The sequence below is a fragment of the Chitinophaga sp. genome, from assembly GCF_017745275.1.
Classification (GTDB): Bacteria; Bacteroidota; Bacteroidia; order Chitinophagales; family Chitinophagaceae; genus Chitinophaga.
The window spans coordinates 96,223-111,507 of the sequence record NZ_JAGHZS010000001.1 but is presented as its reverse complement, the minus strand read 5'-3'; the positions used below and the strand labels follow the sequence as shown (position 1 = coordinate 111,507).

Sequence of the window (15,285 nt, the reverse complement as noted above, 5' to 3'; positions counted from 1 at the left end):
GCTAGTCACCAGGGGGTATCTCACTTGTGGTGTCGATCTCCTACTATTTCAGGATACTTTAAAAATAAACCGGCTTATTCTCCAACACCTTTGAAATCAATGCTACAATATCTCGTGCGCGGTCGTTAAGACGAATCAATGATGCTGTGACCAGCCTGTCCAATACGTGAACAGTACCGTTGGTAATTTTCGTCTGCAGTAGTGTAACTACCTCATTGCCTAGCACACGCTCGTCGTACAAGCTGCTGCTTAGTACCAGGTAATGCACTTCAAAAGCAGATCCATTGAAATACTCCAGTATACATTGTACCTCATGGACAGCCTCTGCTGACAACAGGTCAAGGACCACAAAAAAAGACGTATCAGACTCCCGGTGAACCTGTATCAGCTTCCTGATATATGCCAGGTACTCGTGGGGAGGAAGAGCGCGTGGAAGAATTATCACAAATTGTTCCTCGCCTAATGCGGCCGTTTTAATAGGCGCTTTAAAGGGAAGAAACTTCTTTCTTCCAAAAATTTGCTGGGTTGTTTTTCTTTTGCCTGTATGGGGGGTACCAACAATGACAAAAAATCTTCTGGGGTTAACAATCATATCCCAAAGAAGCGAAAAAAATAAATAGCATGTGTTAATGAATTCCAAACAGATCGGGAACTATACTTTTTCTGCCAATAACGCAATCAACTGCGCACAAGGCAGGAAAAACAGCTGCGCCAGCAAGGTCCCTCCTAACCTCGCGATAACCATATAACTAATATATCTGCGGAAAGAACGCTCACTTACTTTACCCAAAACCACGTCATCTGTAAGTATAGATAAATGTGGATCTATAAACAATGCCATTAGCACGGTTGCCACACCATTAATAACCCCTGAAAGATTACTGGCCGTAGTTCTATATTCCGGATTGAGATAAGCCGCATAAACACAGGATAGTACCGCAATAGTGAGTATAGCAGTAGCCAGCAGGTTATACACAAAAATACGCAGAGGAAAGCTTTTCCGATCCGCCAATTCCAGTAAATGGCTACCAGAAGGCATCTTTAAGTTCTCTTTTACAAACTGCATTCCTGCTCCTGAAAGTCCCAGATAAAATAACCTGGGTATAGACTTGTGCACACTGAAATGCATTACTGCCCTGGATAATAACCGCTGAAAAGTAGGAATCAGGAAGGCGCCGATTATCGTTCCCGCCGTACAGGCTAAAATAATATAACGGAAAATAAGCGCATTGGAGGTAAGATGCAACCTCAGATCCTGCTCAACAGTTTTGGCCAATAATGGCGCCTGCAAAGTATTTGCGGTACGTGACAATAAAACCAGGATGTTAAACAAGGAAAAGGTAATCGCAATTCTACCTGTTCTCACCCCTACTATCCTTACCGCATAAGACAACGTTGTTATCAGGTTAATTAACAGGGTGAGAACAAGGACTAAAATAATCTGGGTAGTCATTTCAGGAGGCATTTAATGCTACCCCTAAAATAATCTTTATTCCGTTCTAAGGCTGCTTACCGGATTTTTTAAAGCCAACTTCCCGGTCATACCAACAATAATAACAACTACCAGTAAAATAAGCAAACTCCCCACCATCAAAAACGGTGCGGCCCCCATATTGACCCGGTAGGCATAATCCATTAACCAGTTATGTAACAGGTACCATGCTAACGGCCACGCCACTACGTTAGAAAGCAGTATAATCCAGGAAAATTCTTTTACAAAAAGAGCAACAATATTCAACACTGATGCACCCAACACTTTCCGGATTCCCATCTCTTTATTCCTTCTGGCAATACTTAAGGTAACAATACCCAATACGCCTAACAATACAATCATCAATGATACCACAGTGGCTACCCTTGCAGCCTTCTGCATCTGTTGTTCTGTTTCATATAATTGTGCGAGACTGTCATCCAGGAATTTAAAATCAAAAGGCGTATCCGGAAAAATAGTATGCCATTTGGCCTGTAATGCCGCTATTTGCTGCGACGTATTGCCCGGATTCAAACGAATAGAAAGGTACCGGTAAATCGGAATGGCCTGTACCGGTGTGTACAAAATCGGCGAAATAGCATCCTTTAAGGTACCAAAATGGAAATCACGGGTAACCCCACCCACATATACCACCTGGTTAAAATTATAGATCCGCAGTGGCTTATTCATCGCTTCTGTTGCGGTTTTCCATCCTAACGCGCGCGCCGCTGCTTCATTGATAACAATCTTTGCTGAATCCTCAGATGTTCCGGAATAATACGTACCCGCACTCATTTTAATACCATAGGTAGCCACAAAACGCTCATCAGAAATAATCGATGTGGCAGGTATCGCCGTACTGGAGTCATTCTCCGGTTTATAAATCATAAAACTTCCATTACTCCATCCATTCAGCATTTCATAAGAAAAAGACGCGCCCTTTACTTCGGGCATCGCACGAAACTCATCGCGCATTCTTTCCATGTGCTGTACCCCCGCATTGGTCCAGTCACGGGGAACAGGGGTCGTGATTACCCTTTCCTTGTCATACCCCAGGTTTGAATGGAAAAAAAAGGCGACCTGCTTGTCTATAACAATAGCAGCAATGAATACCACTATCGCCGTCACAAACTGAACGGTGATCAGGCCACGCCGGAATAATAACTTCTCCTGAACATTCTTCAGCTTTCCTTTTAATGCCGTTACTGAAGGCTGGGCAGATAATACAAATGCAGGATATATGCCTGCCAATGCGCCCGTAAACAGGATGATCAGCACCGGCAATATAGCGAACCAGCCAGGGAAAGACAACAAGCCAGGAATATCCTTCCCGATGACCTGGCCAAATAACGGCCTTAATAACACAAATAACAGGATAGATACAATAAACGAAAAAGTCACCACCAATACAGATTCCGTGATGAACTGGAATACCAGCTGCCGCTTCTTTCCTCCCATGGCTTTTCTCACTCCTATTTCTTTCAACCTGGTTAAAGAATTTCCAATAGAAATGTTGACGAAATTGATGATCGCCATCAGCAAAATAAACACGGCAACAAATGAAAAAATGGTGATCATTCTTTCTGCCAATCCCTTATTTAATCCCAGGTAAACATCCTTCAATGCTTCCGGATACACCTGCAGCCCCTTTTGCAGCTCAGGTGTAACATTTGTTTTCATCAGCGTGGCTATTGGCACTTTTAACTGGTCAGGACTTACACCCGGTTTCAGCAATACATAACCAATGATATTGGTTGTTTGCCAGCTTAAAAAACTCTGCAGGCGGCCAAAATATCTAAGGCTGGCTGGCCCCAGAAAAACCTCGTTCTCCGGCTTGCCGTAATTAGTAATAGTATTAAAAGGGAGGTCTTTGATCACCGCTGTCACTTCAAAATCATCATTCTTCCCATCAAACGATTGTATCCTGATCAACCTTCCAACTACATCTGTTTTGCCAAAATATAATTTTGCTCTTTTCTCCGTAATCACCACGGCGTTAGGCTTATCAAAGGCTGTATGCGGATCTCCATAGGCTACCGGGAAATTAAATACATCAAACAAGGTCGCATCTCCCGGGTGTATTCCTTCCCGGTAATGTTTGTCTCCTACCGATACTACCGTTGTAATACCATCATGACTATACGCCTTCTCCACCAGAGACGGGTAATTATCCTGTAATGATTTTGTTAGTGGTCCTAACGTTGCAAACTCCACTCCTTTATCGGGATTATCCCACTTACTTTTCAGTAAAAAAATACGATCATTATTTTTTACAAACCGGTTCACCTGTAATTCCCCCCAGGTATATGCACCAATCAGTAACACGAAGGTGATTCCTATAGACAATCCCCAGATATTTACCATCGCAAAAAATCTGTTCTTGACGATACTCCTCCAGGCAACCAGGAAATAGTTTTTTATCATAAGGCAATTATATAGTGCGACTCCTTTCCGCTAAAAAAATGCCGCAAGATAAAATATTGATAATCAAATAAATATTTCGCTTTCGTATGTCCGATAGCGTACAATTGCTGTCCACTTCTGCACAGGCATCTTTCTATAGAAAAATAATGAAAGCAGATACACCGGTTGTTTTTATTTGTATTTTGTACGCTTATTCCTCGTTAGTAAATGATAAAATATGAAAAGAATTCTGGTGTTATGCCTGATATTGCTGAGTTTCCGGCTCTCGGCACAAAATATCCGTATTGCTACACAGCATACCAGCCTGGTATATCGTGTTAACCAGGAGGGACGCCTGGTACAACAGTACTTCGGACCATCCATAGCACCTGCCCTGGCTGATACGGCATCAAAAGGCCAGCAGGAAGCTTATGTTACCGCTGGTATGGAAAGTCTGCTTGATCCAGCCATCCGCATAGTACACAGCGATGGAAACCCTTCCCTGGAGCTGAAGTATGCCTCCCATGAATCTACGCCTCAACAAAATAACAACGTAACTGCCACCAGCATTACATTAAAAGACCCCGTATACCCGGTATCCGTTATCCTTCACTTTGAAACCTATTTCAAAGAAGATATCATCAAAGCCTGGACGGAAATAAAACATACGGAGAAAAAACCTGTACAGCTAACGGCCTACGCTTCTTCCATGCTGCATCTTGCCTCCGATAAATACTGGCTCACACAGTTTCACGGCGACTGGGCCAAAGAAGTAGACATGCAGGAACAATACCTTACTACCGGCATGAAAATTCTTGACAGCAAACTGGGCACCCGCGCTAATATGCAGCAATCTCCCATGTTTTTGCTCTCTCTCCACCAGCCGGCAGAAGAAGAAAGTGGCGAAGTACTGGCCGGCACCCTTGCCTGGACAGGTAATTTTAAATTTGGTTTTGAGATAGATGAACACAATAAATTGCATATCAACTCCGGTATCAATCCCTACGCCAGCGACTATACGCTGAAACCCAACGAAATATTTACCACCCCGGCATTTATCTTCACCTTATCCAGCAAAGGAAAGGGGCAGGCCAGCCGCAACTTCAACCGCTGGGCACTGGATTACGGCGTATTAGATGGCAGAGGTCCACGGTTAACACTGCTGAACAACTGGGAAGCTACCGGGATGGATTTTAACGAACAACGCCTGGTAGGCTTATTTGGCGGTACCAAAAAGCTCGGAGTAGATATGTTCCTGCTAGACGATGGCTGGTTTGCCAATAAATTCCCCCGTAACGCAGATAATGCAGGACTGGGCGATTGGGAACCCAATACCACCAAGCTTCCGCATGGACTGGGATACCTGGTACAGGAAGCCGAAAAACAAGGTGTTAAATTCGGTATCTGGCTGGAACCAGAAATGGTAAATCCAAAAAGTGAACTGTATACCAAACATCCGGATTGGGTACTGCGTTTGCCCAACCGCGCAGAAAATTACTATCGTAATCAAATGGTATTGGATCTCACAAACCCTGCTGTACAGGATTTCGTGTTTAGCATCGTTGATAAAACCATGTCAGACAATCCCGGTATCGCTTATATCAAATGGGATTGTAACCGTATGCTCACCAATACCTGGTCGCCTTATCTGAAAGACAAACAATCACATCTCTTTATAGAATATACCCGTAGTTTTTATAAAGTACTGGACAGGGTCCGTGCAAAATACCCACACCTGCCTATCATGCTTTGCTCTGGTGGTGGCGGTAGGACCGATTACGGCGCGTTAAAATATTTCACTGAGTTCTGGCCCAGCGATAACACCGATGGCCTGGAAAGAATTTATATCCAGTATGGCTACTCTCATTTCTTCCCATCTAATACCATGGCGGCGCACGTCACCAATTGGGGACATCAGTCATTGAAATTCCGTACCGATGTAGCTATGATGGGGAAACTAGGCTACGACATCAAGGTAGATGACTTCAGCCCGCAAGAGCTGCAGTTCAGTCATGATGCTGTTGAAACGTATAGGCGTATCAGTGATATTGTATGGTATGGAAATCTTTATCGCCTGGTATCTCCTTATAAAGAGAACAGGGCCGTATTTCAATACACCAGCGATGATCAGAAAAAAAGTATCTTATTCAACTACCTGATGAACATAGGGAAGAATGATGTATTTGCAACCGTAAAATTACAGGGCCTGGATCCAAATAAAAATTACCGCATCCGTGAAATAAACCTGTTTCCCGGTACCCACTCATATTTTCATTTTGAACAGTTGTATAGCGGCGATTACCTGATGAAAGAAGGCCTCCAGCTAGCCGGCCATGGATGGTCACTTACCAGCAATATATTCGAAATCACTGCTGAGTAATTTTTCTTAAAAATAAAGATCCCTGGTTCTATCGGAATCAGGGATCTTTATTTTAAGAAAAGACGGTTCCCCTTGATGCTGTATCTTCGGTGCATCAACGCGATATAACCATTTTAGCGGAAACGCGTTAATAATATATCTTGCTAATAATTTATGAAAACGCTGATCGGATATCTTACGGGTACAGAATGGCATCCATACATTAAAATAGGCAGCAGCGTATTGCTGGTGCTTATCTTTGTTGGACTGGTAGCTACCATTCTGCTGGAAAACCGCAATCCGGTAAAGGCGGTGGCATATATTCTACTGTTGTTATTTATTCCTGTTTTAGGACTGATTGTATACTATTACCTCGGGCGGGACCTGCGAAAGAAAAGACGCTTTACTTTGAAAGGGAGTAAAGATGAAGTATTGTTTTTGCGATACTGGGAGTCGCAGCGATCGCATATAGAGCAAATGCAACTGGAGCTACGGCAACAAGCCGGTAATAAGCAGGAACTCTCTGCCATGCTGTTAAACACCCGTCAGTCTATTCTGAGCAAGAATAACCAGGTACAACTGCTGATCAATGGAGAAGAAAAATTTCCGGCCGTTTTTAGTGCGTTACGTGCTGCCAAACACCATATCCACATTGAGTATTATATGATTTCGGCAGATGATGTAGGCAACGAGATCACGGAAATATTGATCGAAAAATTAAATGTAGGTGTACAGGTACGTTTACTCTACGACGATATGGGGAGTGACCGTATCGGCGATATTCCCAAACGGCTGAAAGAACATGGCGCTCATGTATATCCCTTCTCCCCCGTTCTGGTTGATTTTTATCTGAATGCCAACTACCGTAATCACCGAAAAATTATTGTCATAGATGGTACTGTTGGCTTCGTTGGCGGTATCAACCTGGATGAGCGCTATATCAATAACGGCAAGCATCCTACGTTTTGGCGCGATACACATCTGCGTATTGAAGGCGATGCGGTAAACATTCTGCAACTACAGTTTCTGATGAGCTATCGTTATTGTAGTAAAGATATATTTCCTTTTGCAGCGCCCTACTTTGGCCGGTCAGCTTTAACTGGTACCTGCTTTACTGACATTGTAGCCAGTGGCCCCGATTCTGAATGGCCTATAGCCATGCAGAGTATTCTAATGGCTATTAACATTGCAAAAAGAAGAATACGTATCAGTAATCCTTATTTTATTCCTACAGAAGAGTTGCTGACAGCCTTGCAAATGGCGGCTCTGGCCGGGAAAGACGTAGAATTGCTATTGCCTTTAAAAGGCGATTCCTATATTGTTCAACACGCCGCTCTCTCATATATAAAACCGTTGCTGGCAGCTGGTATAAAAATATTCTTTTATACCCACGGCTTTATTCATGCCAAAACCATGGTCATTGACGACAACCTGGCCTGGGTAAGCTCTGTTAATTTCGATAACCGCAGCTTTTATCTGAACTGTGAAATTGGTGCGTTGATCTATGATAAAGAAGTAGCAGCCAAACTTAACCGGACGTTTGAAAATGATCTTTTATATTCCGTTCCTGTTCAGGAAACCCGATGGAATAAGCGTAATCTGATCAAGCGCTTTATGGATGCTTTATGCAGACTCCTCACACCACTGTTATAAGGTCCTAATTTTTGTCTTCGTCCAGGTCAAGGAACTCACCGTTGTCTTCTTCGAGATCTTCGTGTCTGTCGCCTCCTATGCTATAAATATTGTTTTCTTCATCTTCTTCCCCAATATTTTCCTCATCATCATCCAGTTCTGCTCCTGGTATGTCGAGGTCATCTCCTACTTTATCTTCGCGCCAGGTTTCTTCCTGTTCGTCAGTCGATTGCCCGGCTGGTTTCTTCTTTCCGGTAGGTAATTCACTATTGTGGCGGAAAGAACCGGTGAGCTGGTTCACGTCCAAATCTACTTCGCTGTTGCGGTTCCGTTTGTTCATGATATCTTCTCCTGCCGGATATTCTGGATAACCTGGAAATTCATCTTCTTCTTTTTTCTGCGGTTTAGAATTTCCCTTACCTGGTTTGTTATCTTTATTGCTCATAATCATAACTTTTAGTGTGGAAAATGCTGAAAATGCCGTGCCACGTAAGCAGCAGGCATGTTATTATGAAGATAACAATGTAGTATAATGATTGTTTAGCGCCGGCAAACGGCCATTAGCGCTTCTTACCCAACAGGTTTAATTGAAAAGATATACCGGCAGAGTACAGTTTTACCTGTCCCAATCCGACCCCACGAAGTGGAATTTTGGCATAAGGTTGTACCCCAACAATCAGACGCCTTCCTGCCGGATGTTGGTATAATGCGCCAACATTTAAAATAGCCAGGTAATGTTGATTTTGGTTTTCCACTGTTTTATCCCAGGTTGGCGTGTATTTATAGATATACTGGTATTGTTCTTTCAGCATAAAATAATTGGATAATCCCAGTGTTGCACTTACGGTGTTGTTATTCGCCTGTAAGAAGGTATAGTTCATATTTACAGGAATATCGAGTACATCACAATTGGCATTCACCTTTACCAAATCATAAGGCATGTAGCTGCTTTTGTAGTCGTTGCGCGTAGCGCCATATAACTTTTTACTGTACACAGCACCCGTAGTAACAAACCAGCGGCTGTTAAAATAATAATGTGCCAGCACGCCGGCATTAAAACCTACTTTTCCATAATTAAAAGATGGCGCCACATTCAGGTCCGGGCCGAGTGTAACACCGAAATAAAGTCCCTTATTATTAATCTTTCTTCTGGGAACCTTATGGCTTACATACGGTGTAATACTAGTATCTATAGGTAGTTCAGGGATATTATTTAATTTCGTATAGCCGTCTACGTTATTTAATTTTTTAATCTTAATAAGATCAATGTTATAAGATGACGTAGCCATTACTACTTCTTTATCTGTAGTGATTGTTTTTCCGGATGTGATAATACTATCCGGTATGCTATTGCTGTCTGTGTTTATATTTTTTTTAGGGAGATGAACACCTTGTTTGTTTGTTGGAAGATGATTTAATTTATTTGGAGAAGATGTGAGTGCGCCCGGCAGATTTGCTACTTCATTTTGTGCCCCTTTTGCAATAGCAGGCTTGGTAGCCTTAGAAACTACAGTTGATTGATCAGGTGTAGGTGTTGTATTAGCAGAAGTAACCACACTATCGAAATTATTTTCGACAGGGGAATGCGCATGGGGATGGTAGGGTGGCTTCACATTGTTAGAAGAAATCATCCACCAACCAATACCTCCCAGCAGCGGCAACAGGAAAAGCCACCACCACCAGCCGCCGGGGCGTTTTTTCTTTTCCCCACCGTCCAGCAGCGATTCCATTTTTGACCAGGCCTCCTGGTCAAAAGGAATATCAGCTTCGTTCAGCTTCTTACGTATACTATTTTCAAATGCGTCACTCATTTTTGTATAAGGGCATATTTAGGTCTATCCCATTAGTTCCACTCGTGGATGATTTCGTAATCCTTTCTTTCAATATTTTCTTCGCCTTGAATAAATTTGATTTGGAAGTACCTTCCGATATGCGCAGCATGGCCGCTATTTCCTGGTGCTGGAATCCTTCCATAATGTACAGGTTAAATACTGTTTTGTAAGCAGGTGGTAATGCCTGTACATGTTTTAGCAATTCTTCATAGGATAATTTATCTATTATTTTTTCATCCGTTCCTGGCTCCGGCACCTGGCTGATGTCGTCTACAAATACCAACTTCTTTTTACTCCTTAAAAAATCGATGGATGTATTCACCATGATTTTAGCCAGCCATGTTTTAAAAGATCTGCTGGTATCAAATGAATGAATGTGCTGAAATATTTTAAGGAATCCATCATTCATAATTTCAACTGCCTCTTCACGATTTTGCGCATACCTCAAACAAATGCTTAATCCGTATCCGAAAAAGTTTCGGTATAACGCTTCCTGACTGCTGCGTTCTTTTCTGCAGCAACCGGCAATCAGATCATTCATATTATTCAGATCCTGCACAAAAATATTCTTGTCTGCTTTTTGGATACTAAATGCGTTATGGCCGTTTTTTCAAAAATGATTATTTGATTTTGGTTTTTAGAAAATCAAATCCATCATAAATACGATAACTGGTTGAGAAGGGTTGCTTTTCCACAAAAAAAATGATTTTATCATAAAAAACGTGTTTTCAGCCTCTTTACGACCCTATACCCTATTTTTAACACTTCTATCCAACCTTAAAGAGATATACGAAATTAACCCACTTTGTGAAGGTCGTTTTTTGCGCATTTTTCACTTTTTTTTGTCATTTTCGACCTTTTGGGTAAAAGAAAAGCGGATAAATTGTAAACCAACTTATCCGCTCTTAATATCTATTTTTTATTTATCGTCCCATATATACCATCAGGATTTGTACATCACTTGGATTAACTCCACTTATGCGACTTGCCTGCCCTAAAGTATGCGGACGAATTTTGTTGAATTTCTGTCTCGCTTCATTTGATAAAGAAACCAGTTTTCCGTAGTCAAAATTTGAAGGAATCACGAGGTCTTCCAATTGACTCATTTTTTGTACCAGTTCGTTTTCCTTCTCAATATACACATCGTATTTGATCTGGATTTCGGCTTGTTCCAAAGTGTCTTTACTAAATTCAGCCAACGCTTCTCCTATTTTTGGAACCTGGTTCTTCATGGAAAAGATGTCCAGGTTTGGACGTAATAGTATCTGGTAAGCTTTCTGTTTTTGTGTTAGGGCAGCAGAAGATCTGTCTTCCAGCAATGCCCCAATTTCTTCCTGCTCTACAGATATTTCTTTCAAAATGCGCTTTATTTTTTCTACGCCTTCTTTCTTTTCCTGCACTTTCGCCATCCTTTCTTCAGAGGCGAGCCCCATTTTGTAACTCCTTTCTGTTAAGCGCAGGTCTGCATTATCCTGTCGAAGCAAGGTTCTAAACTCTGCCCGGGAAGTAAACATGCGATAAGGTTCTTCCGTTCCTTTATTAATCAGGTCATCTATCAGTACACCGATATATGCTTCACTTCTTTTCAGAACAAATGGTGCTTCTTCCTTTGCTTTCAGGTGGGCATTAATACCAGCCATAATACCCTGACAAGCTGCCTCTTCATATCCGGTGGTACCATTTATTTGCCCGGCGAAGAACAGGTTTTGGACATGCTTCGTTTCCAGGGAAAACTGTAGTTGTGTTGGTGGGAAGAAGTCGTATTCAATAGCATATCCTGGTCTGAACATCCTGCAATTTTCAAAGCCAGGTACCAGGCGTAAAGCCTTCATTTGAACATCTTCCGGCAAGGAGGTAGAGAATCCATTTACATAAATTTCAACGGTATCCCAACCTTCTGGTTCCACAAACAGTTGGTGCCGTTCTCTCTCCGCAAAGCGATTGATTTTGTCTTCAATGCTTGGGCAATACCTCGGGCCCGTTCCCTGTATACGTCCCTGGAACATAGGAGATCTATCAAACCCGGTACGTAACATGTCGTGTACTGCTTCGCTAGTATAGGTAATCCAGCAACTTCTTTGTTGAGCAGGTTTTATCTTTTCTACATCCAGGTAGGAGAAACCTACAATCTCATCATCACCAGGTTGTTCCTCCATTTTGGAGTAGTCTAAACTACGTCCGTCAATACGGGGAGGTGTACCTGTTTTCAAACGATCACTTTCAAAACCGAGGGAAACTAATTGTTCAGTAATACCGGTTGCTGCTTTTTCAGCTACCCTGCCACCACCAAATTGTTTGTCTCCAATATGTATTACGCCGTTCAGGAAGGTACCGTTGGTAAGTACTACTGCTTTAGCCTGGATCTCATGTCCCAACCCTGTGATCACACCATGGCACCTACCGTCTTTTACTAGCAGTCCTTTTACCATGTCCTGGTAGAAGTCGACGTTTGGTGTTTTCTCCAATGCTTCCCGCCATTTGGCAGCAAACAGCATGCGGTCGTTTTGCGTCCGGGGACTCCACATAGCGGGTCCTTTTGAGCGATTCAACATCCGGAACTGGATCATTGATTGATCCGTAACAATCCCGGAATATCCGCCCAGAGCATCTATTTCTCTTACAATCTGTCCTTTAGCAATTCCCCCCATAGCAGGGTTACAGCTCATTTGAGCGATGGTTTGCATATTCATGGTCACCAATAAAACTTTGGAGCCCATATTAGCAGCAGCGGCAGCGGCTTCACAACCGGCATGTCCTGCGCCTACAACAATGATATCGTATGATGGAAACATAATAACTTTAGAAAGTGCAAAATTACGTAGAAGAAGGGAGATTGTTTGTAGAAAGTGAAATGTTCCACGTGGAACATCTATTTGTCGCCTTTCAAATATTTATCCATTAAAAAAGATAATGTTTCACGTGGAACATTTTACCTCTCTTAAAACTGGTCTTTTATCTCCCCTACAAATCTGCAACTCCTCACTTTGAATTCAAAAACTAACCTAAAGCTATTATCAATTAATTAGACCTTCATTCACTGGTGCTATCTTATTGAAGCTACCCGTCTAAACAGCACTTGTTTTCATCTATCTTCTTACAAAAAGCTTTCTATTTCCCTCTTACCATCTTCAGAAAAAATACTAACGAACGCTCTCAACTGTATTCCAAACCTTACTTAAACATGTAGGTTGGTCGTAGGAGCTCACAATAAAAGCTCGAAAATAAGGTTACCTGTTTCAAGAGAAAGAATACCTGCAGAAAAGAAGGAGTTAGCAAACAGTAGCTTTATACTTTTAGTAATCATTCCTCAAAATAAGATAACGCACCATCCCCAATTAATTTCCTCTCACTTGATAATCAGAAGAAATTCTAATCCATCAAATAAAGCTTTCAGGCAAACCTTTTATATAGGTATCTCTTCTGCCTTGTATGCTCATTTAACCAATCGAGGATGCAAGGTACTTCGGCAGAACCGCTATGTAGATTTATTTAATGTTCCACGTGGAACATTTCGATATCTAAGAACGAATAACTCCACAATTAGAATCTTCCTGTTTACTTTCGTTCATTATTGTGTTCCACGTGGAACATCTACTTCACCAACATCCTGAAATAAAAAAGTCCCTTACGGGACATTTCTGTTAAGCGCCAGATGCTATATTACTTTCCAAAATACTTCTCCAGGTATTCATCTTCCTTGCTTCGCATCAAAGCAGATTCTTTCTTACTCTTATCCTTAAATCCACATAAATGTAGCGCACCATGAAAAATTACGCGATGCAGCTCATGACTAATAGTGACCTTAAACTTCTCTGCATTATCTAATACCCTGTCTACACTTATATAAATTTCTCCCTCCGTAACTGTAGGATCCTCGCCCATTTCAAACGTCACTATATCGGTATAGGTGTCGTGCTGCAAGAATTGCTTATTAATCTCTAACAAGTAAGCATCACTGCAAAAAACAAAATGCAAACTTTTCAGACCTTGCCCTTCCGTGGAGAAAAGCTCAGCCAGGAATAATTTCAACTTCCGCTTCTCCTTTAAATAATCTTTTACTTCGTGCGATGTAAATTGAATTGCCATTTAAACCAAAAAAATTAAGTGGATGTAAAAGTAAAGTGAAATTTTGGATTGAACGACCTTTCTTTTTGCATATTGGGCTTACAAGGGTACCTTTGCTTATCATTCATACGTAAGTTTCCCAATTGTCCCGGAACAAAGTTTAAACAGATTAATAAGCAGGAAATGAAAAAGGGCATTATAAAATTATCTTCCCTGACAACAGGAAAAAGTGCAATTATTATAGAATTCGAAAAAGACGACCTTCATATTAAGCTGATGGAAATGGGTTGCGTACCTGGTGAAACTGTAAAAATAGAAAAGATTGCGCCACTCGGAGACCCCATCTCCATTATGGTAGCTGGATATAATTTATCACTCAGAAAAACAGAAGCAGATCATATTTGGGTAGAGGAAATTTAGTTTCCTCTACTTTTTCCCAAAAAACCTCCCAAAAATTTCATTTTTTCCCTCTCCTCCCTCCTGATTTGCGATTCCAAAAGCAAAAAATTTAAAAAAAAACACCGATAAAAACGAAATTTTTTTTGCCATTTTTCCACATTTTTTTGCGAAAAGCTGCCCTTTTCCAACAAACAGAAGATCCAAAAGCAAAAAAAAAATTTAGCTTTTTAAGAAAAAAGAAAAATTTTTCGGCTTTTTTCCACATTTTGGCCTCATTTCGCTTAAAAATCTTGATTCCTATAGAAAAAAACGTCTTTTTTCCACATTTGAACGCAACTTTTGAAAGGAAAAAAATTTTTTCTAAAAATTGGTGGACTCCCCTACTTTATCCACAGAATTTATGCTGACATAAACAATCTAAGCTGTTTGCTATACTCCTATTTCGACGCAACTTTTTCTTTTCAATGAAACCTTTGTAAACTCAATTATCATTACTCCTCTAAACTCAGGAAGAAAAATTAACAATCTCAGCGTCTTGCAAGTGCAATGAGAATGATCTAAAAACTCCACATCAACAATTCTTCCGGTCAGCCCCTGAATATTAAAATCTAATGACCTCATCAATTCGTTGACAAACCAATAAAATTTCCAGATTCGGAGTAACCCCGGATTATTTAGAAATAATAAAATCTCAGCACACTCACAAGCGCTCCTCCTTGCTATTGAAGCATAAATCCTGGTTCCGTTAAAAAAACTGGACAATATCAAAATCTCAGCGCATTAGTAAGGCTCCCACGTTTCATTTAATTTATTCAAGTTAGATACAGCTAGCACCCGCCAAAAATATTGAATTCTCAGGGCCCTCATCTGCTGCTGAGAATCTCATGAATTTCATCTACACCAAATGTCCGCTGATATAATCGCAAATTTTCAATTCTCAGCGCACTCAGAAGGCGATGAGGTTTACATAAAAATCTCCCAACCCAACTCCATTGAGAAAAATAAAAAATATTGAATTCTCAGGGCCTTCAGAGTGCGCTGAGAATCCTGTAAAAAAATCAAGTACAAGGATACCCCAATATCGATCTAATTCTCAGCGTACTACAAGTCGCTTGAGAATGAAT

General features: G+C 41.2%; 11 protein-coding genes. 3 read left to right on the top strand and 8 right to left on the bottom strand.

The genetic code is table 11. From position 1 onward, the window contains the following. Positions 1-58: 58 nt before the first annotated feature. The 3 genes from J7623_RS00470 to J7623_RS00460 are packed head-to-tail and all read right to left on the bottom strand — an operon-like array spanning position 59 to position 3,895. Positions 59-592: a hypothetical protein gene (locus tag J7623_RS00470; protein ID WP_291915918.1), complete on the bottom strand. Its 534-nt coding sequence runs from the start codon at positions 590-592 to the stop codon at positions 59-61. A gap of 60 nt (positions 593-652) precedes the next feature. Beyond that, entirely contained in the window at positions 653-1,453 is an 801-nt protein-coding gene (locus J7623_RS00465; RefSeq protein ID WP_291915915.1) for a lipid II flippase Amj family protein, read from the bottom strand. Positions 1,454-1,489: 36 nt separating this feature from the next. Next, complete coding sequence (locus tag J7623_RS00460) at positions 1,490-3,895, bottom strand: ABC transporter permease (protein ID WP_291915913.1); 2,406 nt, start codon at positions 3,893-3,895, stop codon at positions 1,490-1,492. A 217-nt stretch (positions 3,896-4,112) separates the two neighbouring features. On the opposite strand from J7623_RS00460, the gene J7623_RS00455 reads away from it, so the two are divergent. Both J7623_RS00455 and cls read left to right on the top strand, forming a co-directional pair. Then, on the top strand, positions 4,113-6,254 hold the full coding sequence (locus tag J7623_RS00455) for an alpha-galactosidase (RefSeq protein WP_291915910.1): 2,142 nt from the start codon (positions 4,113-4,115) through the stop codon (positions 6,252-6,254). A 153-nt stretch (positions 6,255-6,407) separates the two neighbouring features. Beyond that, positions 6,408-7,886, top strand: a complete 1,479-nt coding sequence (cls, locus tag J7623_RS00450) for a cardiolipin synthase (RefSeq protein ID WP_291915908.1) — start codon at positions 6,408-6,410, stop codon at positions 7,884-7,886. 4 nt (positions 7,887-7,890) lie between these two features. On the opposite strand, the gene J7623_RS00445 is transcribed toward cls, so the two are convergent. The 5 genes from J7623_RS00445 to ybeY form a co-directional block, all read right to left on the bottom strand. Beyond that, positions 7,891-8,310, bottom strand: coding sequence for a hypothetical protein (locus tag J7623_RS00445; protein WP_291915905.1), 420 nt, complete (start codon positions 8,308-8,310; stop codon positions 7,891-7,893). 115 nt (positions 8,311-8,425) lie between these two features. After that, positions 8,426-9,676 carry an outer membrane beta-barrel protein gene (locus J7623_RS00440; protein WP_291915902.1) on the bottom strand — a complete coding sequence of 417 codons (1,251 nt, stop codon included), beginning with the start codon at positions 9,674-9,676 and terminating at the stop codon, positions 8,426-8,428. Continuing rightward, complete coding sequence (locus J7623_RS00435; protein WP_291915900.1) at positions 9,669-10,238, bottom strand: sigma-70 family RNA polymerase sigma factor; 570 nt, start codon at positions 10,236-10,238, stop codon at positions 9,669-9,671. The genes J7623_RS00440 and J7623_RS00435 overlap by 8 nt, the downstream gene beginning before the upstream one ends. A gap of 382 nt (positions 10,239-10,620) precedes the next feature. Continuing rightward, positions 10,621-12,489 carry a tRNA uridine-5-carboxymethylaminomethyl(34) synthesis enzyme MnmG gene (gene mnmG / locus J7623_RS00430; protein WP_291915897.1) on the bottom strand — a complete coding sequence of 623 codons (1,869 nt, stop codon included), beginning with the start codon at positions 12,487-12,489 and terminating at the stop codon, positions 10,621-10,623. Positions 12,490-13,357: 868 nt separating this feature from the next. Next, positions 13,358-13,783: an rRNA maturation RNase YbeY gene (gene ybeY / locus J7623_RS00425; RefSeq protein WP_291915894.1), complete on the bottom strand. Its 426-nt coding sequence runs from the start codon at positions 13,781-13,783 to the stop codon at positions 13,358-13,360. Positions 13,784-13,945: 162 nt separating this feature from the next. Between ybeY and J7623_RS00420 the strand changes: the two genes are divergently transcribed. Further along, the gene (locus tag J7623_RS00420) at positions 13,946-14,182 is read left to right on the top strand and encodes a FeoA family protein (protein ID WP_291915891.1); all 237 of its coding nucleotides are present in this window, start codon (positions 13,946-13,948) and stop codon (positions 14,180-14,182) included. The last annotated feature ends 1,103 nt before the right edge of the window (positions 14,183-15,285 follow it).